We start from the raw sequence: 21,457 nt of genomic DNA, 5'->3' as shown, positions 1-21,457 counted from the left end.
GGCCGAAGGCGCGGTTCGAATGGAAGCTCGCTATTGTGGTTTCCTGGCACTCAGGATCGGTGGTCACTTTCGAGCGGGCAATTTTCGCAAACGATACTCAATGCGCGTGCATCCAAAGGATTGCCTCGCGAGATCGCTCGATTATCATACTGGGAAATCGCCCCGCTTGTTGACGGCAAGTCTGGGGGCGCTCCGGCGGCAGTCAGCGCGGAAAGATATCGCGATGGCGAAGCGGGAAACGCAACGAATGTGGGTGAAAGAGCTTTCGTCTGACAAGAAGCTGGCCATCGCCGCTGCCTGCCAGCGTTTCATCACCGATGTTCTGAAGCCTCGGTTCATCCCCGGCCAGCCGAACAGGCTCGACCATCCAACAGACATCTTCGGCAAGTGGCGAGGAAGCAAATACGGTTTCTCCGCGCGCTACCGTTCGGATGACGGTGAAGAATTCAACACCCCCTTCGCCCGGCTCGACCATGTGGAGGAGCATCGCGCCGAGACCCGGTTCGACCTCATGTGGTACAGGCATACCGGAGCATGGTGGCGGCTGTATCCGACCGTTGCGTTGGACGAGGCCCTGCGTCTCATCGCCGCTGACTCGAGGCTCCAGCCGCCGCTATGAACCGCAAGAACAGTCGCCCCCGCTTCGATGTCGATGCCTTGCGCGACTTTGTCGGCGACAAGGTCTATTCGCGCGGCGAGGTCTATTGGCGTGACGGGCTGGTGGAGTTGCTGGTCAACGGACCGAAACGCGTGCTGGCGCAGGTTGCCGGCACGGAGGACTACCGCGTTGAACTAATGGGGCGAGGCGAATCGGTTGACGGTACGTGTTCTTGCCGTGCCTTCGGCGATTGGGGCTATTGCAAGCATCTGGTGGCGACGGCGCTGGCCGCAAATGCGGCAGGCAGCGGCGCGGAAGCAGAAAGCCTCGACGTCTTCGCGGGTATTCGCCGATACCTGAATGGCAAGGACATTCCAACGCTCGTCGAGATGATCATGGATTGTGTTGGGCGTGATCCTGTCTTGTTTCGGAGGCTGGAGATGGCCACGCTTGCCACAAATGGCGACGAGGCGACCCTCGAGGTGCGTCTCGGCAAGATGATCGACGGCGCGACCGCCACGAATGGCTTCGTGGACTACAGCGAGGCAGCCGACTGGGCGCGGGGTGTCGACGAGGCACTCGAGGTGATCGCCGTACTCACGAGCAAGCACGCCGGCATCGTGATAGGGCTAGCGATGCGGGCCATCGATCGGATCGAGAGCGCCATCGAGGATATGGACGATTCCGACGGCCACAGCGGCACGCTTCTCGATCGGGCACGCGAAATCCACCGAAGCGCCGTTCGGGTGGTGCCTTGCGAGCCCTGTCCTTGGCGCGTGATCTTTTCGCTCGCGAGATGAACGGTGACTACGACACCTTCGCTGGCGCGGCCGGGCTCTATGGCGACATCCTTGGAGAGGATGGATTGGCAGAATATCGTCGCCTTGCCACCGAAGCCTGGGACAAGTTGCCGGCAACCGCCGGCAAGAACCGAACGGGCCTTGTCGTGTCTGGGGACCATTTCGGGCTACAGGAAATCCTCGATTTCTTTGCCGAACGCGATGGCGACGTGGAGGCGCGCATCGCGCTTCGTGCCAAGCATTTGGCTTCACAGCGAAGCTATCTGCAGATCGCCGAATTCTGTCTCTCGCAGGGTCGGACGGACGAGGCCTTGCGGTGGTCGGAGGATGGCTTGTGGATGTTCGAGGACGATCGGCCGGATGAGCAGCTCATTGCGCTGGCAGTCGACCTGCTCTCCAAGGCTGGTCGGGATCGCGACGCCGAGGCGCATTTGTGGCGTGCCTTCGAGAAGGCGCCGAGCCTCGAACTGTATCGGCGGCTGTGCAAGGCGGCTGGCGCGGCGGCGCGCGACAAAGCGATCGAGCGCCTCCAATCCAGGCTAACGCGCGGCAAGGCCGCCGCTTGGCATTTTCCGGCCGATCTGCTCATCATCGTCCTGATTGAGGAGAAGCAGTTTGATAAGGCCTGGTTGAATGTGCACGAATATGGGGCTTCGGAAGGGCTGAAGCAGAAGCTTGCGCAGGCCAGCGAAGCGACGCATCCGCGCGAGGCACTGAAGGTCTACGCGGCACGCGTCGACCAGATGGCCCAGCTTGGCGGTAATGGCGGCTATGCGGAGGCGGCAGCACTTATCGGACGCATGGCCCGGCTGCGCGGCGCGCCCGAACATGCCGCTTACCTGACCGATGTGAAAGCCCGCTTCGGCCGCAAACGCAATTTCATGAAACTGTTGGCCTGAGATGCGGCGCGCGGCGATCGAGGAACAAAACCGATATATGCTGGAACGCCAGCGGCAGTTTTGTGCGGCGGCGGTACGCGCCACCGGCTCATAGGGACGGCGCTGAATTCAACCCTGCGCCGGCTTGCGCTCGACGATGTAGATGTGGTCGGCCGCCAGCACGACCTCGCCGCGCTGGTTGATCACCTCGCAGCGCTCGATCACCCGTCCTGAACCCGGGCGCTTGGGATCGTCCTCCTTCGCCGTGATGGTGGTGCGCGTGCGGATCGTATCGCCGATGAACACCGGCTTGATGAAGCGCAGCCGGTCATAGCCATAGGAGAAGGCGACGGGGTTGACGATGCTGGCCGTCAGCCCGATGCCGACCGAGAACACAAGCGTGCCATGCGCGATGCGCTGGCCGAACGGCGTCGTCTTCATGTACTCGGCGTCCATGTGGTGCGGGAAGAAGTCGCCGGTGTGCCCGGCGTGGACGATGAAGTCGGTCTCGGTGATGGTGCGGCCGCTGGTAAGCCGCGAAGAGCCGATCTCGTAATCCTCGAAATAGGTTATCTGTTCCATCAGGGCCTTTCCGCGATCGGCGTCGCCGGTGCCGCGCTCGATTTATAGGTGGCTTCCACCAGCGCCATGGTGTTCCAGGCATCCTCGACCGAGCTGACCAACGCGTCGTCTTCACCTGATGCAAAGCGCTGCACATTGGCCATGCGGCCGACAAAGGCGTCAGGGAACCATTCTCCGGCCAAGGGCACGCTGACCCAGTCCGTCTCGCCTTTCGGATAGATCTCCAGAATATCAGGCTCACCTGTGGGATAGTCCAGGTTGAGACCGAGCTTGAGATAGGCGGCACCCTCAGTGCCGCAGATGCGAAATTCGCAGGCCTGGTGCCTGCGGCCGAATTTGTGATCGTGGTTGATCGACAGCGCGCACCGCACCGTGTCGCCATAGTCGAGAATGGCGCTGGTGCGCGTCTGCGCGACCTTGTGGCTGGGATGGCCGAGCGTTTTGGCGTGCACGCCCTTGGGGTCGCCGAGCAATTGCCGGATCAGGTCGAGATAATGGATCGAGTGCATGGCGATCTCGACGCGCGGCGCCTTGAGCAAGAACTCCCACAATTCCCACGGCGTCGCTAGCGCCAGCCAGGCGTCGAAGTCGACGACCTCGCCGAGCCAGCCTTTGGCGATGGCGTCCTTGAGTGCCAGCATCATCGGCGCGAAGCGCAGCTGGAAATTCAACGCAGCCTTGAGCTCCTTGGCGCGGCAGATTTCGAGGATTTCGGTCGCCTCGCCGAGATAGTTGCCCATCGGCTTCTGGACCAGTGCGACCGCACCGTCGGGCAAAACTTTCAGGATCTCGGCGTGCCGTCCCGGCGGCGTCGCCAGATCGAAGATCGCATCCTTGAAATCAGCGGCTTCGTCGACCGAGCGGAATGCCGTCACGCCCCATTTCTCGGCCAGGGCCTGCGCCTTGGCCTGGTCCGGGTCATAGAGGCCGGCAATCGGGAACCCCGCCTTCCTGTAGGCCGGAAAATGCGCGTCACCGACGATCGAACCGGCACCGAAAGTGACGATCGGCCGGGGCTTTGAGGGTTTGGGCCAGGACTGGATGAGCGAGGCAGGGTCGAAACCGCCTTCAGTCATGATGGAAGACCTCATCCATGGAAGCCCACCACTCGCCCTCCTTGCGGGTAGAGAGTGGCTCCTGGCACGGCATGCATACGGCCCACCATTCCTGCGTCCTGGGGTCGGCCGCCATCTTGGCCATGTCGGCCGCATAGTCGGTGCCATGGTATTCGAAAGTGGAAAACAGCAGGTTCTCGGGCCGCTTCAGATAGATCGAGTAATTCTTGATGTTGCAGGCCGAAATCATGGTCAGCACATCAGGCCAGACGGCGGCATGGAGGCGGACATACTCCTCGACCTTTTCCGGCTTCAGCCCCAGCACCATCCCCATCCGCTGCATAGCCGTCTCCTACTTCGTGATCGCCGTGGTGAATTCGGCGATGCTCATGGCCTTGACCGCGTCCCAGTCCCAGTCGATGCCGATGCCGGGCTCGTCGGGCGCCAGCGCATGGCCATCCTCGATGCGCATATGCTTGCCGGTCAACGCATCGAGTTGCGGAATGTACTCGACATATCGGCCGTTCTGAACAGCGCAGGTCAGGCTGACATGCAGTTCCATAAGGAAATGCGGACAGACAGGAATGTCGAAGGCCTCCGCCGCATGCGCAATCTTGAGCCAGGGCGTGATGCCGCCGATGCGGCCGACATCGACCTGCACGATCGAGCAAGCGCCTTTCTGCATGTATTCGCGGAAATGCCGGATGGAATAGAGCGACTCGCCGATGGCGATCGGCGTCTGCGTTGAGTTCGACAGCCGCACATGGCCATCGATATCGTCGGCCGGCAGTGGTTCCTCGATCCAGGCGAGGTCGAGCTCGCGCAGCCGCGCCGCGCGCCGGATCGCCTCGTCGACCGAAAACCCCTGGTTGGCGTCGGTCATGATCTCGTAGCCGTCGCCGACGGCCTTGCGTACTGCCGACAGGCGGGCGAGATCCTCCGACCCATGGGGCCTACCGATCTTCACCTTCGAGCCGCGAAATCCCTTGGCCTTGGCCGCCAGCGCATCGTCGACAAGTGCTGCCGTCTCGATGTGCAGCCAGCCGCCCTCGGTCGTGTAGAGCGGGCAGCGGTCCTTGGCGCCGCCGGCCAGCTTCCACAGCGGCAGGTTCTGCTTCTTTGCCCTGAGATCCCACAGTGCCGTATCGATCGCCGCGATCGCGATGGCGGTGATCGCGCCGATCGTGGTGGCGTGCGTTGCGAATTCGAGATCGTGCCAGATCGCCTCGATCATGTCGGGGTCGCGGCCGATCAGGCGCGGCACCAGATGGTCGGACAGGAGCCGCATCACCGACGAGCCGCCGGTGCCGATCGTGTAGCTGTAACCGGTGCCGACCGCGCCGTCGGAATCGGTGATGGTGACGATCGGCGTTTCCTGGCTGACGAAGCTCTGGATGGCGTCGGTGCGCTTGACCTTGGGCACAAGGTCCACCATCCGCAGTTCGACTTTCTCGATTCTGGCCATGTCCGTCAGCTCCGCAATGTCTTTCCGGTGTCGGTGGCGAACAGATGCGCCTGCGACATGTCGAGGCTCATGGCGACCCGTTCGCCCGGCCGCAGCGGCCTCGGATTCAGCATGCGTGACACCCAGTCCGTGCCATTGAACTCGACGAACACCAGCGTCTCGTTGCCGAGCGGCTCAGTGACTGTGACCGGCAGCTCGATCTGGTGGACGTCGGCCGCACCTCCGGAACTGATGCCATGGCCAGCCGGATAGATGTCATCAGGACGCAGCCCGAACACGACCTTGTCGCCGGTCGCGACATTGGCCTTGAACTGGCCGGGCAGGGGCAGTTTTTCGCCGCTGGAAAAAACCATCTGGCCGTCATCGATCGTTGCCTCATGCAAATTCATCGGCGGCGAGCCGATGAAGCCGGCAACGAACCGTGTCGCCGGCCGCCGGAACACCTCGTCGGGCGTGCCGACCTGTTCGATATGGCCGTCGCGCATGATGACGATGCGATCGGCCAGCGTCATCGCCTCGACCTGATCGTGGGTGACGTAGATCACCGTCGACTGCACCTTGGCATGCAGCTTCTTGATCTCGGTGCGCATCTGCGTCCTGAGCTTGGCGTCGAGGTTGGAAAGCGGCTCGTCGAACAGGAACACGTCGGGATCACGCACGATAGCACGGCCCATGGCAACGCGCTGGCGCTGGCCGCCGGAGAGTTGCGACGGGCGGCGGTCGAGCAGCGCATCGAGGCCGAGGATGGCCGAGGCTTCGGCGACGCGGCGCTCCATGTCTTCCTTGGCGGCACCGGCGATCTTCAAGGAGAAGCCAAGATTCTCGCGCACCGTCATGTGCGGATAGAGCGCATAGGACTGGAACACCATCGAGATGTTGCGCGAGCGCGGCGGCAGATCGTTGACGACGCGTCCGCCGATTTCGATCGAGCCGGCGCTGATTTCTTCCAGCCCGGCGATCATGCGCAAAGTCGTCGACTTGCCGCAGCCGGAGGGGCCGACCAGCGCGATGAATTCGCGGTCGGTGATGTCGAGATCGATGCCATGCACGATCCCGATATTGCCGTAGCGCTTGGTCAGTTTTTTGAGGGAAACCGTTGCCATGGGATCAGCCTTTCACCGCGCCGGAGGTCAGGCCGCCGACAAGGTGTTTCTGGACGATGTAGGTGAGGGTGAGCGCCGGGATGATCATCACCACGGCAAGCGCGCACATGCCGCGCCAGTCGATGGTGAACTCGGCCGTGTAGTCGAGCAGGCCGACCGGCAGCGTCTTGGCGCTGACCGAGCGGGTCAGTTGCGAGGCCAGCGCGAATTCGTTCCAGCAGGTCAGGAAGGCGAAGATGGCGGCGGAAGCGATGCCCGGCCCGGCAAGCGGAAACTCGACCTGCCAGAACGCCTGCCAGCGCGTGCAGCCATCGATCTGCGCCGCTTCTGCAAGGTCCTTGGGCACCTGGCGGAAGAAGCCGTCGATCAGCCAGATCGTGAACGGCACGTTGAGCGCGACATAGGCAAGGATCAGCCCGAAATGCGTATCGATGATGCCGAGCCGCACATAGAGGAAGAACAGCGGCAGCGACAGCGCGATGCCTGGCACCGTGCGCGTCAGCATCAGGCCGAGAAAGACGCTGGACTTGCCGCGGAAGCGATGGCGCGCGAAGGCATAGCCGCCGGCCATGCCGACGGCGACGGCAATGATCGTCGAGGTCACCGAGATGATCAGCGAGTTGCGGAAATATTCGATGACCGGGATGCCGCCTTTGCCGATGCCTGAGAACATCGAGACGTAGGCGTCGAACGAGACCTCTCGTGGGATCCATACCGGCGGCTTGGCCATGATCTCGACGGTCGGCCGCAGCGACGAGATGACGATCCACAGGCCCGGCAGGCAGATCGTCAGCATCGCCAGGAACAGGCCGATGCGATACACGATGCCGAGCAGCCGGCGCTTGAGGCGGGCGGAAGAATTCTCGTCCATCACCACTCCGCACCGATCTGCGTGCGCGCCGCGGCGAGCTTGTTGAAGAAGTAGACGGTGAAGGCGATCGACAGCAGGATCGAGAAATAGGCCATGGCGTTGGCCATGCCCATGCGCCCGTCGCTGTAGGCGGTGCGCGCCACCAGCGTCCACAGCAGCTCGGTGCGGCCCGCCGGTCCGCCATCCGTCATGATCTTGACGATGTCATAGGCGCGCGCGACGTCGAGCGAGCGGATGGTCATGGCGATATAGGCGAAAGGCATGACGAACGGCCACGTCACATAGCGGAACGTCTGCCATGGCGTGCAGCCGTCGACGCGCGCCGCCTCGATCGGCTCCTTGGGCATGGCGAGCAGGCCGGCGAGGATCAGGATGGCGAAGATCGCGGTCGACGACCAGATCTCGGCGATCGAAATGGCGATGAAGGCGAGGTGACCCTCGATCAGCCACGGTATGGCGTCCTGTGTGATGCCGAGCGACTGCAAGGCGTTGTTCACCAGGCCGATATTGTCGTTGAACATGAATTTGAACTGGAAGCCGACAAGGATCGGCGAGAACATCATCGGAAACATCATCAGCGTGCGCAGGATGCGCTGGCCGCGCGTCGCCTTCTCGACCAGCATAGCGAGGCCAAGGCCAAGCAGCATTTCGAGATTGAGCGCGATCGTCAGCAGCAGCACCGTGCGCCCGAACGCCCACCAGAAATCGGTGTTGGCCAGGATCGACAGATAATTCCGGAAGCCGATGAAGACATAGAATGTCTCGGGCTTGGTCAGGCGGAAGGGTGTGAAGCTGGAATAGAGCGAGAGCAGCAGCGGCACGACGACGACCGCCGCCAGCACGATGAAGGCCGGAAGCAGCAGCAGGAACGGCGCGGATGGCTTGAAGCCCTTCATCAGGATTCCTGGAATGTTGCATTGGACGGGCGCCGAGGCGGACGCGACGAAAGGGCCATGTATCGAGCATACGCCAAGACGCGATCGCCTCCCCCATCATGATGGGGGAGGCAGCCTTGGAAGTCGTTTCTACAGCTTGCCGGCGTCCTGGAGGATCTGCGTCGCCTTGGCGGCGGCTTCATCCAGAGCCTGCTTCGAGGTCTTGTCGCCGAGGATAGCCGCCTGCAGTTCGGGATAGACGGCGTTCGAGATTTCGATCCATTCAGGCGTCTGCGGCACGGCGAAGGCGTGCTTGGCTTCTTCCTGGAAGGCGGAGAGAACCTCCTTCTTGTAGGGATCGTTTTCGGCCTGCTTCAGGTCCCAGTCCCAGACTGCGGTGCGGGTCGGCAGCGGGCCTGCGGCGGCCTCGAGCTTCTGGCTGTCCTCATTGGTCAGCCACCACACCAGCGAGGCGGCAGCCTCCTTGTGCGGGCAGTTCTCGGTCACCGAGAAACCGTGGAAGCCCGACCAGCCGGTGCGCTTGCCGGAAGATCCCTTCGGCGCGACCTTCACGCCGACATTGCCCGCGACCTTCGACGACTTGGGATCGTTGAAGAACCCGGCCCAGCCCGGCCAGTCGAGGTTGATGGCGACGGTGCCCGAGGCAAAGCCCTGGCCGAGATCGTCCCAGAGGTAGTTGGTCGTGCCGGCCGGCACGGCCTTGGCCTTGTAGAGGTTGACGAACCAGTCGAGCGCCCGGATGCCAGCCTCGGAGTTGAAGACCGGCTTGCCGTCCTTGTCGAGATATTCGCCGCCCTCGGCGACGACCATCTCGTAGAAACGGCCATTGATCGCCTCTTCCTTGCCGGCGAACTGCGTGCCGTAGAAATTGGGCGGATTGGCGAAGAACTCGGCCTGGTCGGTGACTTCCTTCCAGGTGTCCGGCGGCACCAGATCGTAACCGTATTTGGCCTTGAACTTGGTCTTGTTGTCGGCGTTCTCGTAGAGGCTCTTCTGGTAATAGAGCGCCGAGACGTCGAACTGCGCGCGCGGCAACATCTCCAGCTTGCCGTCGATGGTCGCCGCCTTGATCGTTGACGGCACGAAAGCGTCGATCTCTTCCTTGGACAGCAATTTGCTGAGGTCGGTGTAGAGGCCGGTGTACTGCGGCGCGAACGACGAGTGGTTCCAGCCGACGCACCAGTTGGTGCTACCCGAGGCGATGTCGGATTTGAGCTCCTTGTCGATGTCGAAGCCGTTCTTCTTCGTCAGGATGTTGACCTTGGCGCCAGTCGCCTTCTCCCATTCGGGGATGCGCTCGTAGAGTTTTTCGTATTGCTGGCCGCCGATCAGTTTCACGTCGACGGTCACGCCTTCGAACTTGCCGGGCAGATCGCCGGCAAGGGCCGTGCCTGCACCGAATGCGAGCAACAATGCGCCGGCGGACACGCCGGAAAGCAGTCTGTTCATTGGTATCCTCCCTTGGTGCGCCTTGGCAGGCGACCGCAACTCGTCTGATGACAAGAAGTGCTACATTCATATACAAACAAAACATTCATGGATACGTCAAGGCGAAATTTGTTTCCGCCGGCTGCGTTTCTGCGTATATGAAGGGCAGAATTCACTGGAGAGATGGCCCATGGATGACAGCGAAGACGAGCGCTATCGTGCGCCGGCGCTCGACAAGGGGCTCGACATCCTTGAGCTGCTGGCTGGCGTCGACGGCGGCCTGACGCAGGCCGAAATCGCCAAGAAACTCGACCGCAGCCCCAATGAATTCTACCGCATGCTCGATCGGCTGGTGCGGCGCGGCTATGTCACAAGGCTCGACGGCGACCGTTATTCGCTGACGCTGAAACTTTTCGGCCTGGCGCAACTGCATGCCCCGGTGCGGCGGCTGGTTTCCTATGCCACGCCGCTGATGCGCGAACTGGCCGAGACCTCGCAGCAGGCTAACCAGCTTGTTGTTTTTGATCGCGGTTCCGCCGTCGTCATCGCCCAGCAGGAGGCCCCGGACTACTGGGGCATCTCGATCCGGGTCGGCTCCCACATCAGCCTGTTCGACACCGGATCTGGCCATGTGCTGCTCGCCTTCCGCTCGCAGGAAGAGCGGCAGATGATGATTTCCGAATACGTCCGCAGCACAGACAAGACACCGCAATCGGCGGAGTTCTTCACCCGACTCGACCAGATCCGCGACCGCGGCTATGAGATGATGGCCTCGATGCAGACCGCCGGCGTCTTCAATCTCTCGGCACCGGTGCGCAGTTCCGATGGCAGGGCGATCGCCGCGCTGTCGATCCCCTACATCACCGTCATCAACACGCCTGCCGCGCCCGACATCACGCGGACCATAGAGCTCTTGCTGGCAACGTGCGAGAAGCTGTCGCACCTGGCCGGCTCGACTGTCGGTTCATCGGCGTAAATTCTTATTTGAATGAAGAATTCCTCCGTGAGATGATTTGAACAGCCAAGAGGAGGAGCCTTGCCATGATCATCGACACCCATCTGCATCTCATCGATCGCTCGGCCTTGCGCTATCCTTGGCTTGCCGGCGTGCCGGCGCTCAACCGCGATTTCTCCTATGAGGACTATGCCACTGAAGCGCAGCGTGTCGGCGTCGAGCGCGTGCTGCATATGGAGGTCGATGTCGATCCGGCCGATATCGAGGCTGAGACCGCACGTGTCGAAGGGTTGTCACGGCAGCCCGGCAGCATGCTGGCAGGGGTAATCGCATCGTGCCGGCCGGAAGAGGCTGACTTTGCCACCTATCTCGAGCGTCAGCAGGCAAATCCTTTCGTAAAGGGTTTCCGCCGTGTTCTCCATGTCGTGCCGGATGATCTCTCGGAAGGTGTGCTGTTTCGCGACAACATCAAGCGGCTTGGCGGCACCGGCCTGACCTTCGATCTCGTCGTGCTGCCGCACCAGATTCCGAAAGCGATCGCGCTGGCCGACCTGGCGCCGGATGTCCAGTTCGTCCTCGACCATTGCGGCGTCCCCGACATCAAGGGCAAGGGCGAGCATCCCTGGCGCGAGCACATGAGCGAGATTGCGCGGCGCCCGAATGTCATGGCCAAAATTTCCGGCGTCGTCGCCTATGCCGACCCCGGCAGCTGGACCGTCGAGACGCTGCGGCCCTATGTCGAGCACACCATCGCTGCGTTCGGCTGGGACCGTGTCGTCTGGGGCAGCGACTGGCCGGTCTGCACGCTTGGCGGCGGTCTCTCGACCTGGGTCGCGGCGACCCATGCGCTGCTTTCAGGCTGCAGCGTCACGGAGCGCGACAGCTTGTTGTCGGGCAACGCCCGCAAGCTATGGCGGTTGAGATAATCGCCGTCAGATGGTCGTCGAAACGTGCCGCTCGCGGCCGTAGAGCGAGACCAGCAGCACGATGATGAAGCCCAGTGCTGCTTGCACCGCCGACGGCTGGAAGCCGAGGCCGATCAGCAGCGTGTTGATTTCGGTCAGCACCAGCACGCCAGCGATGGTGCCGAGATAGCTGCCACGGCCGCCGACCAGCGCCGCGCCGCCGACGACGACTGCGGCGATGGTCTGGAACAGATAGGGCTGGCCGACATCGCCATAGGCCGAACCGGTGAAGCCAAGCAGCAGCACACCCGCGACGGCGGCGAAGAAGGCGCTCGCGGCATAGGTGATGACCCACATGCGAACCGGGTCGATCAGCGCCAGGGGTGCCGCCCCCGGATTGCTGCCCAGCGCATAGAGCCGGCGTCCATAGGGAGTGCGCTCCAGCACCAGCACGACGAGTGCGGCCAGCACGACCAGGCTTGGCACCAGCCACGGCACCGGCAGCGGTCCCGCCGAGCCGCCGATCGACACGAAGCTGGAAACCGCCTGCGGTGCCGAGCCTGACGGGAAGCCGGCGGTCCACAACAGCACCAACCCTTGCACGACCATGCCGATGCCGAGCGTGACGATGAGCGGCTGGATATCGAGGCCGCGCGCAATCAGACCGTTCAACCCGCCGATGATGATCGCCAACACCCCGACAAGACCGCAGACCAGGACAAAATTCCAGCCGTCGCCGTAGAGCTGCGCGGCCACGACATTGGCGAAGCCGATGACGAAGGGTATCGACAGGTCGATGCCGCCCATGATGACGACCAGCGTCTGTCCGATCGAGGCGACCGCCAGCAGCGAGGCGAGCACCAGCATGGCGCGTATCGCAAACGGCGCCGAGTAGCCTGGAATGAGAATGGTGCCGGCGAGGTGCAGAAGGGCGGCGACGCAGAAAGCGCCGACGACGCGGGCATTGGTTGTCGCAAACAGGTTTTGTACGGCCATGTCAGCGCCCCCTCGTGGCAAGACGTTCCTGCAGCGCGGTCAGCATCACCGCCAGAACCAGTATGGCGCCATAGGCGATCTGCAGCACGAAGGTCGAGACGTTGAACGTCGTCAGCACGCTCTGCAGCAGGAAAATGTCGATGGCGCCGATGGCGGCACCCGCAACGCCGCCACGCCCGCCGGCCAGGCTGACGCCGCCGAGCGCCACGGCGGCGATCGCGATCAGCGTGTAGGTGGGCCCGATATTGGGATCGGCTGAACCGATCAGCGCCGTCAGCATCAGCCCTGCGCATCCGCCGAGGATGCCGGTCATGACATAGGCGATGAAGCGCACGCGGGTGACATCGACACCGGCGGTGTAGGCGGCGCGGTCGTCGCTGCCGACCGCCATCAGCTGGTCGTAATAGGGCATGCGCCGCACCAGCCACCAGGCGATGAACATCAAGGCCAGCGGCAGCATCGACAGCGGACCGGACAGCGCCTTGAGCCATGCGGGTGCGGGGCCGATCGGCGCCGGCAGGATCGTTAGCGTCACGCCGGTGAGGATCAGATAAGTGCCGAGCGTGGCGACGATCGGCTGGATGCGTACGATTGTCGCCAGAAAACCGTTCGCCGTGCCGACCAGCGCGCCGACGAGCAGGGCTGCCGGAACGAGCAGCAGGGGCGAGGAGATGCCGGCCTTGAGGAACAGCACCTGGATCACCATGGCGTTGACGAAGCCCATCAGCGGCCCGACCGAGATGTCGATGCCGCCGCGCCCCGCAAGGATGACCGGCGTCGAGGCGATGGCGGCGCCGATCAAGGGCGCGGCCAGTCCGACCAGCGCGCCCCAGGATCCCGGCTGGAACCGCCCCGGGCTGAGGATGAGATTGATCGCAAGCAGGACGACCAGCAGCACGACAGCGAAACCGACGCTTCGCCCAAGAGACAGGAGGCGCGTGACGGGGCTCATGCCGTACGTCCAAACATGGCAGAGATCACACTGTCGGTGGTTAGCGCCTCGCCTGCTATTTCAGCCGTAATGTGATTTTCACGAAAGACCAGCACGCGGCCGCACAGGAGAAGAATCTCCTCGATCTCGCTGGACAGGATGACCAGCCCCATGCCGTCGGCCGCCAGCCCGCGAAACACGTCGTAGAGCACATGCCGCGTCGCCACGTCGACGCCGCGCGTCGGGTCGTTGAGCAGCAGGATGGCGGGTTCCAGCGCCAGTGCCCGTGCCAAAAGCACCTTCTGCTGGTTGCCGCCGGACAGAGTGGTGATCGGCGCATCCGGCCGGGGTGCCACGATCGACAGTTTCTCGCGGTAGATGTCGTAGCGCGCCTTGCGCGCCGCCGGGCTGATCAGGCCGAGCCGGGTGTCGCGCGACAGAGTTGAGACGGCGAAATTGTCGAGCACCGATTGCGTCGAGAAAATGCCGTTGGCGCGCCGGTCGCGCGGAAGGTAGGCGATGCCGCTGGAGACGGCTTTGCGGAACCCGGTGATCTTGCGGGATGCGCCGGGCAGGGCCAGCTCAATCGAGCCGCCAAGTGGTGGCGCCAGGCCGGCGAGCATTTTGAGGAACAATTCCTGGCCGTGCCCGTCGAGACCGGCAAGGCCGACGATCTCACCGGGAGCGATGGTTTGCGTTATTGCGGTGGCGCCCGGCGCGATGACCAGGTCGCGGACGGCGAGGCCAGGAGGCGGGTGATCAACCATGCGCCAGCTCCGCTGCCGTGCGTGGCGCCATTGCCTTCAGGAGCTCAGCCGGAGTCGAGGCGCCGCGCTCCTCGGTGCGCACCACGCTGCCGCCACGCAGGATCGAGATGCGATCCGAAAGCGACATCACTTCGTCCATGCGATGCGTGATGAACAGGATGAGGCAACCTTCGCCGGCCAGCGCGCGCATCAGCGAAAAGACGGATTCGCGATCGGCGAAGTCGAGCGCAGCGGTGACCTCGTCGAGGATCAGGATTTTTGGGTTGCGCACGATCGCACGAGCGAGAACCACCAGTTGCTGCGCGGCCAGCGGCAACAGGCCGGCAGGCACGTCGAGAGGAACGTCAGTCACGGCAAAGCGCTTCAGGGCGGCTGCCGCCCGGTCACGCCGCTCCTTGCGTGGCACGGCGCGCCGGATCAGGCCGTCGAGGCCGAGCAGGATGTTGTCCGTCACGCTGCGATCGGGCGCGATCAGAACCTCCTGGAACACCGTGGCAAAACCTTGCGCCTGGAAGGCCGAGGGACTTGCACCCGAAAACGGCTTGCCTAGCAGCAGAATCGCACCGCTGTCCGGCTGGACGATGCCGGACAACAGCTTGACCATCGTGCTCTTGCCCGAACCGTTCTCGCCCAAAATGGTGTGGATCGTGCCCGCCCGGAATGCAATCGAGGCGTCGGCCAGCGCGACCGTCTCGCCATAGCGTTTGGATATGTTTGTGATTTCAAGCATGCCGTGTTTTGAAGTTGGCAAGCCGGCTCCCCGAAAGGAGCCGGCTTGCTGGATCTATCTCAGGCGTCACTTCGCGCAGGCGTCACTTTGCACAGGCATCGGGCACCTTCGAATAATCCCAGCCTTTTGTCGGCGCCGAGTTCGAGAAATAGGCGTCGAGCCATTCCTCCGGCATCGGATCCTTTGGCGGGATCGGGAAGATCGAGACGGCGTCCGTCGTCATGCAGTCCTTGTACCATTGGCCGAGATCGGCGCTGTGCACCGGCGGGATCGGGATCAGCAGCGTGTTCAGCTTCGGCTTCTGGCCGTCGAGCATGCGCTCGCCGACGCGGAACAGCGTCTCGGCGGTCCAGTGCGGCAACACCGCGTGGCCTTCGAATCGGTACTTGTCGGGATTGGCCTTCCAGTAGCCGAGCGCGTCGCCGGTGATCGAACCGGTGATCAATGGCGCCGGCCGGCCGGCTTCGGCGAAGGCCTCGGCGACGACGCGGCTTTCACTGCCGGTCGTCCACACCGCATCGATCGGCGCCGGATTGGTGGCGATCGCCTGCAGCACGACGGTCTTGGTGACGTTGGCGGTCCAGTTGCCGTTGACGTTGCGCGAAATCTTCAGCTTCGGATTTTCGGCCAGCGCCTTGTCCGCGCCCTGGCGCTCCTGCACCACGATCGGGTGGCCGGCAATGCCTTCGACGAGCAGGATGCTGGCGCCGTCCGGATCAGCCTTGCCGATCGCCGTCATCATGTCATAGCCCCAGCGCGCATAGTTGGAATCGACATTGATTGCGTTCGGGCTGGTCACCGAACCGGCTGCCGTGATGAAGGGGATGCCGGCCTTGGCGGCAGCGTCGATGGCATCGTCAAGTGCTGTCGCCGAACCCGGAATCGAGGTGATGATCGAGCACTTCTTGTCGATGAAGGCGCGGATCTGGTTGATCTGCTGGCTGGCATCGTTGTTGGAATCAGACACTTCGAAGCTGGACACCGTGCCGTCGGCGATCAGCCCGTCGACAAGGCGCTTCAATTCCTTGGTGACCGTCACGCGCCAAGGATTGCCCTGGTAGGATTCCGAGTGGCACCACTTCCACGGCTTCGGCGGCGGGGTGAAATTGTCCCAGGCTGAAGGCAGCACCTTCTGCGGCGCTCCGTCATATTGCGCCTTAAGTTCGGTCGGCAGCCCGCCGATGACGCCTTGCACGTCCTGTGCATGGGCAATTGTCGCGATGGATACAAAGGCGGTTGCGGCCATCAGGCCGCGCATCATGTTTTTCATTGTCTCTCCTCCGTTCTAGTTGTTTCACGCTCCTCCACCGGCAGCGCCGGACACCTGCGCTGGGGCACTCTCCCGGAACAGGCGATTGAGATCGGCAACGATCTGGGCAGCCTTGTGCCCGGAGGTCATGCCGGAAACGATGCGGTCGGACGCCGCCTGCTGGAACGCCATGTAGCCGTCATGGCGCGGCCGCACCCATGCGCCTTCAAGCGTCGCGCGCGTGTCACGATAGAAATTGCCGGTCGCGGCGTTGACGCCCTGGTCTTCCCAGGCAGCCGCGTGGCCAGGCTGTCCGCCGGCGGCGGCATAGGGACCGCGCTGGACGTCGCCGCTGGCAACCCAATAGGCAAAATCGATCGCGGCATTTTTGGCTTTGGAAAAGGCCGACACCGCTATGCCGGTGCCACCGAGCGCCGAACCGATCGGGCCGTTGGAGCCGAAGACTGGGATGTCGGCGAAGGCAAGGCGCTGCGCGCGGAATCCTGATATCGCATAAGAGACATAGCCATAGATCAGCGGCGCGCAGACGATCCGGGAGCCAGCCTCCGCCATACGCTCCGAAACGGCGATCGGGTCCATCTCGAAACAGGCCGGCTCGACCAGCGCGGCGATCTCGCGCATCGTCTCGAAGACTTGGCTGCCAGTCTCGATATCGATGAGATCGCGGAACGGATCGGTGGCGCAGGGATGACCAAAATTGCCCGCCAGAGTGTAGAACACCATCAGCACGTGCGGCGGCCGCAGCGGCAACAGCACGCGGCCTTGCCGGGCGAGATCGAGCACCTCGCTCCAGCGCGTCGGCGGTGTCTCCAACGCATCCGGCCGCCAGGCCTGGACCTGGCTGGCGGCGTCGATCGGGAAGGCCCATTGCCGTCCCTGCCAGTTGTAGCTCGGATAGGACTGGCCGACGCTGCCCGAGGCGAGTGCAGCACGTTCCGCCTCACGGCCGGCGACATCCAACGGCGCGAGGCAACGCTCCGCCGTGATCTGGCCGACATGCGGATGGTCGATGACGATGAGGTCGTAGGCGCGCGCCAGTTCCTCGACCGGGAAGGATTCGAAATCCTGCAGCGAGCGCTTGTCCCAGTCGATGGCGACACCGGTTTTCTGCTGCCAGAGGGACGAGCAGGCGACCATCGGATCGTAGCCGCGCGGATGGCTCCAGGTCATGCCTTTGAGCGTGGTCACAGGCCGAACTCCGCGCGGATTGCGGCACTGTGCTCGCCGATGCGTGGTGCCGCCCGATCGACCTTGGCCCTGATCCCATCGACCCGGAGCGGCGAACTGGTGGTGAGGATCGAGACATCGTCCTCACGCGTCACCGTTTGCAGCATGTCGAGCGACCGAAAGCCTTCGCTCGCCAGCATCTCCGGCCAGGTCAGCACCTTGGCGCACCAGATGTCGGCGGGCTCGAGAATATCAAGCCACTCGTCGATGGTCTTGGTGGCAATCCTCTGCGCGATGATCGCCTTTATATCGTCGCGCGCGGTGAACCACGATGCTGGCCGGTCGCGATAGGGCGCCAACTCGCTCAGTGAGAGCAGGTCGGCAAGCTTGGGGATCGGCGTCATGGCGATGGCGAGATAGCCGTCCTTGGCCGGATAGACGCCATAAGGCGCCGAGAGATAGGCATGCGCGCTGCGGAAATTGGAGCGCTTGGGCAAGCGGCGGCCATCATTGAGATGCGTGGTCAGCACCTCGAACTGAAAATCGACCAGCGCTTCGAGCAGGCTGGTTTCGATATGGCTGCCCTGGCCGGTGATGCCGCGCCGCACCAATGCGGCCAGAATGCCTTGCGCGCAGGCGGCACCCGCCAGCATGTCGCCGATGGCGAGCCCGAACGGCACCGGCCCCTGGTCTTCGTCGCCATTCAACCACATCACGCCGGAGCGCGACTGCGCCAGCAGGTCCTGGCCGGGCCGCTTTACCCACGGACCCTCCTCGCCATAGCCGCTGATCGAGGCATAGACGAGCCGCGGGTTGATCTTGCGCACGGCCTCATAGTCGAGGCCCAGTCGCTCGATGACACCCGGCCGGAAATTCTGGATCAGCACGTCGGCCTTGACCAGCAGGCCGCGCAGCGTCTTGAGATCGGCCTCGTTCTTGAGGTCGATGGCAAAGCTTTCCTTGGCCCGGTTGATAGCGTGGAAAATGGTGGAATCGCCGCCAATCTCGGTATCGCTGAGATACAGCCGGCGCGACAGGTCGCCGCCATCCGGGCGCTCGATCTTGATGATGCGGGCGCCGAGATCGAGCAGCCTGAGCGAGCAATAGGGCCCGGACAGGAACTGGCTCATGTCGACGACGACAAGACCGGCAAGCGGCAATTCGGCTGGCGCCGGCATCTCTATTTCTCCGTCTTGCCGACGAAATCGGCCGGGTTGCGGTACTTCACCGTCTGCAAATGCTCGCAATAGAGGACGAGCTCGCCGTCGCCCTTGAACACTTCGTAGCTGGCGCGGATCAGCCCCATTTCCTTGTAGCGGGGCTTCTTGTCGAGGTTGGAGCGGATCGAATAGATCGTGTCGCCAATGAAGACAGGCTTTATGAAGCGCAGTCTGTCATAGCCATAGGAAAAGGCGTTGACGCAGTTGGTGGCGACCAGCCCCAAACCGGCCGAAAAGACGAAAGCGCCGGCGATCAGCCGCTTGCCGAAAATGCCTTCGCTCTCGGCAAACATCTGGTCCTGCACATAGGGGTGGATGTCGAGCACCAGCGTGTTGAACAGATGGCTGTCGCCTTCTGCCATCGTGCGCCGCAACGAGCGGATTTTCTGGCCGACCGGCCAGTCCTCGTAGAACCAGTTCTCGGCATTCCACACCGGCAGCGCGGCATGATCCTCCGGCATGTTCTTGGGATACGTCGAGGCAATGCCGACAGTGGGGGCGAAGTCGTTCATGGCTGGCTCAGTCGCTCTTGTTGAAGTGTCCGGGCAGCCGTTCGAACGCGTGTCAAGGCGCCTGATTGCACGACGTCTCCTCCCGTCAATCTTCTTTTGTAAATAGTATTTTCACATATGGGGTTGCGTTGCAAGCGAGGACAGGCGAAATTTTGGCCAATCCGCAGCCCTTGAGCGCAGGCGGGCAAGGGAGGAATCATGCGCAGTGTCTGGAATGCTTCTCTGGTCTTTGTTGGCAGCCTGAACCGCGAAGCGCCTTATTTTCAGGGCGCGCGCGGCGTTGGCCTCAGCGTCTACAGCTTTGACGAGGAAACGCTGGAAACCCGGAAATTGGCCGAGACAAATGACGTCGACAACCCGACCTTCCTGTCGGTGACACCGGATGGCTCGCGCATCTATGCCAATTCGGAAGTGTTTGCCTGGCGCGAGGGCACGGTCTCGGCTTACAGCTTTGATCGTGGCTCGGACGCGCTCACCTATTTGAACAAACAGCCATCGCTCGGCAGCATCACCGCCCACAACACCATCACCCGCGACGGCACGAAATTGCTGGTTGCCAATTACGGCATGGGCGAGGGCGGTCCGGACCGCGCCGTCGCGGTCTATGGCTTCGACAGGGATGGCGCCTTGACGGCGCCGTTGGCCAGCGTTTCTCACAAGGGCACCGGTCCGAATGCGGCCCGGCAGGAGCGCTCGCATGCCCACAGTGTCACCGAAACCATTGCCGGTGGAACGGCCATCGTCGCCGATCTCGGCATCGACCGGCTGGTGTCCTACCGGATTGAACGGGATGGCATCCTGACGAAGCTTGCCGAGTCCGCACTGACGCCGGGCGCGGGCCCGCGCCATCTTGCAATGCATCCGAACGGGCGCTTCGTCTTTGTCATGAACGAGCTGGATTCGACCGTTGTGTCGTTGGCCCTGGACGAGACCTCAGGCAAGCTGTCGATCATCGACGCCAAGCCTGCGGTGCCGGCCGAGGCGCGCGACAGCAATCATTGCGCCGACATCCAGATCTCGCCGGGTGGCCGTTTCATCTACGGCTCCAACCGTGGCCATGACAGCGTCGTCATCATGGCCGTCGACCAGCACACAGGCTCGCTGAGCCTCGTTGGCTATGTCCCATGCGGCGGTGCGACGCCGCGCAACCTGGCGCTGACGCCGTCGGGCGGTCATCTGTTTTCCGCCAACCAGAATGCCGACCGCGTCTCGATCTTCGCGCGCGACGCCGCCAACGGCTTGCTGACGGATACCGGAAGCGCCATCGAGATCGGCACGCCGATGTGCGTCAGGATCGTGCGCTGAGGCGCTCGCAACTACCTCGGACAGAACCGGTCGGGCTCAGGCCTGTTGTATGGCCGAGAGCTTCCAGCTGGAGCCGTTCTCACGCATGAATGTCCACAACTCGGTCGTCTCCGTCGGGTGATCCTCGTCGCCTTCGACGACCTTGTTGGTGGCCCGTTCGCGCATCACGTCACGAGACTCGTAGCGCAACGCGGCCGTGGCGTAGTCGCGGTCATCCTCGCGCCAGCTTTCCGCGACGTCGGCCTGCAGCAAGCTGATATCGGACACCTCGTTCCTGAGACCCTTCTGGGCGTTGTCGGCCAGTTCCTCGGACAGATAGGACACCATTTCGGGTGTCGTGGCGCGGCGCAGGGCGGCATGGTCTTCGCGCCCGAATGCTTCCTGGACATCGGTCAGCAATTGCTGGAACGCATCGAGATCGGTCTGAGCCAGCGTGATGTCCTCCGAACCGGTGGTCGGCGAGCCTCCGCCCGAACCGCTGCCAAAACCCGGAATCGAGAACGAGCCTGCAGCCTGCGGCTGTGCCGTAGCGCGGTTCTCAAATATCGAGGCCCGGGCATTGCCGGCACCGGCGAGCGCAGGGGCAGGGCCACGCGCTGACTGCGACCTGAAGAACCTGATGGCCAGCATGATCGCGCCACCGATGAGCAGGGCCTGAATCAGGAAACCGAACATGCCGGCCAGGCCGCCGAAGCCCTGGCCCAAGAGCAGCCCGATCAGGCCACCGATCAGCAGGCCGCGCATCATCGTTCCGCCGAAGCCGCTCATGAAGCCGGGCCTCTGCACCTGCGGCTGCCGGGCGGCAGAGTTCACACCGGTGTTGGGCGTCATCGAACGCTCGACCGGAGCGGTCGGCGCCGGTGCGGTCCGGGTCGGCGGCGCCGCCTGGAACGTGCGCGTGCCGCGACTGCCAAAGCTGCCGCCGCGCCGAGCCTCGGCATGATCGATCGCGATCATGGAGAATGCCAGGAACAGTCCTGCAAAGAGGGTGGCAAATCGGCTTGTGCGAGACATCATCGGGGT

Annotated in this window: 23 protein-coding genes; 6 read left to right on the top strand and 17 right to left on the bottom strand. The window is 63.2% G+C overall.

Annotated features, from left to right (window positions below):
• Nucleotides 1-19 precede the first annotated feature (19 nt).
• The 3 genes from AC1D05_RS04685 to AC1D05_RS04675 are packed head-to-tail and all read left to right on the top strand — an operon-like array spanning nucleotide 20 to nucleotide 2,297.
• A complete protein-coding gene (locus AC1D05_RS04685; RefSeq protein WP_477438657.1) occupies nucleotides 20-619 on the top strand; it encodes a DUF3024 domain-containing protein in 600 nt (199 codons plus the stop codon).
• A complete protein-coding gene (locus tag AC1D05_RS04680) occupies nucleotides 616-1,398 on the top strand; it encodes an SWIM zinc finger family protein (RefSeq protein WP_477438655.1) in 783 nt (260 codons plus the stop codon). The genes AC1D05_RS04685 and AC1D05_RS04680 overlap by 4 nt, the downstream gene beginning before the upstream one ends.
• A complete protein-coding gene (locus AC1D05_RS04675; protein WP_477438653.1) occupies nucleotides 1,368-2,297 on the top strand; it encodes a hypothetical protein in 930 nt (309 codons plus the stop codon). The genes AC1D05_RS04680 and AC1D05_RS04675 overlap by 31 nt, the downstream gene beginning before the upstream one ends.
• 108 nt (nucleotides 2,298-2,405) lie before the next feature.
• On the opposite strand, the gene AC1D05_RS04670 is transcribed toward AC1D05_RS04675, so the two are convergent.
• From AC1D05_RS04670 to AC1D05_RS04635, 8 genes are all read right to left on the bottom strand, one after another.
• Nucleotides 2,406-2,861: a MaoC/PaaZ C-terminal domain-containing protein gene (locus tag AC1D05_RS04670; protein ID WP_477439109.1), complete on the bottom strand. Its 456-nt coding sequence runs from the start codon at nucleotides 2,859-2,861 to the stop codon at nucleotides 2,406-2,408.
• On the bottom strand, nucleotides 2,858-3,934 hold the full coding sequence (locus tag AC1D05_RS04665) for a Gfo/Idh/MocA family protein (RefSeq protein ID WP_477438651.1): 1,077 nt from the start codon (nucleotides 3,932-3,934) through the stop codon (nucleotides 2,858-2,860). The genes AC1D05_RS04670 and AC1D05_RS04665 overlap by 4 nt, the downstream gene beginning before the upstream one ends.
• Nucleotides 3,927-4,256, bottom strand: coding sequence for an L-rhamnose mutarotase (locus AC1D05_RS04660; protein WP_477438650.1), 330 nt, complete (start codon nucleotides 4,254-4,256; stop codon nucleotides 3,927-3,929). Before AC1D05_RS04660 ends, AC1D05_RS04665 begins: the two co-directional genes overlap by 8 nt.
• Before the next feature lie 9 nt (nucleotides 4,257-4,265).
• Complete coding sequence (locus tag AC1D05_RS04655) at nucleotides 4,266-5,378, bottom strand: mandelate racemase/muconate lactonizing enzyme family protein (protein WP_477438648.1); 1,113 nt, start codon at nucleotides 5,376-5,378, stop codon at nucleotides 4,266-4,268.
• 5 nt (nucleotides 5,379-5,383) lie between these two features.
• A complete protein-coding gene (locus AC1D05_RS04650) occupies nucleotides 5,384-6,481 on the bottom strand; it encodes an ABC transporter ATP-binding protein (protein WP_477438646.1) in 1,098 nt (365 codons plus the stop codon).
• A 4-nt stretch (nucleotides 6,482-6,485) separates the two neighbouring features.
• Entirely contained in the window at nucleotides 6,486-7,352 is an 867-nt protein-coding gene (locus tag AC1D05_RS04645) for a carbohydrate ABC transporter permease (RefSeq protein ID WP_477438644.1), read from the bottom strand.
• Nucleotides 7,352-8,248: a carbohydrate ABC transporter permease gene (locus tag AC1D05_RS04640; protein WP_477220937.1), complete on the bottom strand. Its 897-nt coding sequence runs from the start codon at nucleotides 8,246-8,248 to the stop codon at nucleotides 7,352-7,354. Before AC1D05_RS04640 ends, AC1D05_RS04645 begins: the two co-directional genes overlap by 1 nt.
• 129 nt (nucleotides 8,249-8,377) lie before the next feature.
• Nucleotides 8,378-9,697 (bottom strand): ABC transporter substrate-binding protein, encoded by a 1,320-nt coding sequence (locus AC1D05_RS04635; protein WP_477438642.1) that lies wholly within the window; start codon nucleotides 9,695-9,697, stop codon nucleotides 8,378-8,380.
• A 169-nt stretch (nucleotides 9,698-9,866) separates the two neighbouring features.
• Between AC1D05_RS04635 and AC1D05_RS04630 the strand changes: the two genes are divergently transcribed.
• A complete protein-coding gene (locus tag AC1D05_RS04630; protein WP_464611775.1) occupies nucleotides 9,867-10,652 on the top strand; it encodes an IclR family transcriptional regulator in 786 nt (261 codons plus the stop codon).
• Nucleotides 10,653-10,717: 65 nt separating this feature from the next.
• The gene (locus tag AC1D05_RS04625; RefSeq protein WP_477438640.1) at nucleotides 10,718-11,557 is read left to right on the top strand and encodes an amidohydrolase family protein; all 840 of its coding nucleotides are present in this window, start codon (nucleotides 10,718-10,720) and stop codon (nucleotides 11,555-11,557) included.
• Nucleotides 11,558-11,563: 6 nt separating this feature from the next.
• On the opposite strand, the gene AC1D05_RS04620 is transcribed toward AC1D05_RS04625, so the two are convergent.
• From AC1D05_RS04620 to AC1D05_RS04585, 8 genes are all read right to left on the bottom strand, one after another.
• Complete coding sequence (locus AC1D05_RS04620; RefSeq protein ID WP_477438638.1) at nucleotides 11,564-12,532, bottom strand: ABC transporter permease; 969 nt, start codon at nucleotides 12,530-12,532, stop codon at nucleotides 11,564-11,566.
• 1 nt (nucleotide 12,533) lies between these two features.
• Complete coding sequence (locus AC1D05_RS04615; protein WP_477438636.1) at nucleotides 12,534-13,484, bottom strand: ABC transporter permease; 951 nt, start codon at nucleotides 13,482-13,484, stop codon at nucleotides 12,534-12,536.
• Nucleotides 13,481-14,230 (bottom strand): ATP-binding cassette domain-containing protein, encoded by a 750-nt coding sequence (locus tag AC1D05_RS04610; RefSeq protein ID WP_477438634.1) that lies wholly within the window; start codon nucleotides 14,228-14,230, stop codon nucleotides 13,481-13,483. Before AC1D05_RS04610 ends, AC1D05_RS04615 begins: the two co-directional genes overlap by 4 nt.
• The gene (locus tag AC1D05_RS04605) at nucleotides 14,223-14,960 is read right to left on the bottom strand and encodes an ATP-binding cassette domain-containing protein (RefSeq protein WP_477438632.1); all 738 of its coding nucleotides are present in this window, start codon (nucleotides 14,958-14,960) and stop codon (nucleotides 14,223-14,225) included. Before AC1D05_RS04605 ends, AC1D05_RS04610 begins: the two co-directional genes overlap by 8 nt.
• A gap of 82 nt (nucleotides 14,961-15,042) precedes the next feature.
• Nucleotides 15,043-16,230, bottom strand: a complete 1,188-nt coding sequence (locus AC1D05_RS04600; RefSeq protein ID WP_477438630.1) for an ABC transporter substrate-binding protein — start codon at nucleotides 16,228-16,230, stop codon at nucleotides 15,043-15,045.
• Between the two features lie 24 nt (nucleotides 16,231-16,254).
• The gene (locus AC1D05_RS04595) at nucleotides 16,255-17,400 is read right to left on the bottom strand and encodes an extracellular solute-binding protein (RefSeq protein WP_477439107.1); all 1,146 of its coding nucleotides are present in this window, start codon (nucleotides 17,398-17,400) and stop codon (nucleotides 16,255-16,257) included.
• A 14-nt stretch (nucleotides 17,401-17,414) separates the two neighbouring features.
• Complete coding sequence (locus AC1D05_RS04590; RefSeq protein ID WP_477438628.1) at nucleotides 17,415-18,575, bottom strand: CaiB/BaiF CoA transferase family protein; 1,161 nt, start codon at nucleotides 18,573-18,575, stop codon at nucleotides 17,415-17,417.
• A 2-nt stretch (nucleotides 18,576-18,577) separates the two neighbouring features.
• Nucleotides 18,578-19,129 (bottom strand): MaoC family dehydratase, encoded by a 552-nt coding sequence (locus tag AC1D05_RS04585; protein ID WP_477438626.1) that lies wholly within the window; start codon nucleotides 19,127-19,129, stop codon nucleotides 18,578-18,580.
• Nucleotides 19,130-19,327: 198 nt separating this feature from the next.
• On the opposite strand from AC1D05_RS04585, the gene AC1D05_RS04580 reads away from it, so the two are divergent.
• Nucleotides 19,328-20,434 (top strand): lactonase family protein, encoded by a 1,107-nt coding sequence (locus AC1D05_RS04580; RefSeq protein ID WP_477438624.1) that lies wholly within the window; start codon nucleotides 19,328-19,330, stop codon nucleotides 20,432-20,434.
• Nucleotides 20,435-20,470: 36 nt separating this feature from the next.
• Here the strand turns inward: AC1D05_RS04580 and AC1D05_RS04575 are convergent, their stop codons facing one another.
• The gene (locus tag AC1D05_RS04575) at nucleotides 20,471-21,451 is read right to left on the bottom strand and encodes a TIM44-like domain-containing protein (RefSeq protein ID WP_477438622.1); all 981 of its coding nucleotides are present in this window, start codon (nucleotides 21,449-21,451) and stop codon (nucleotides 20,471-20,473) included.
• Nucleotides 21,452-21,457: the final 6 nt, after the last annotated feature.

Source organism: Mesorhizobium sp. P2_E9 (assembly GCF_056403815.1).
The sequence above is the reverse complement of the archived record's forward strand: the minus strand, read 5'-3'. Positions and strand labels throughout refer to the sequence as shown.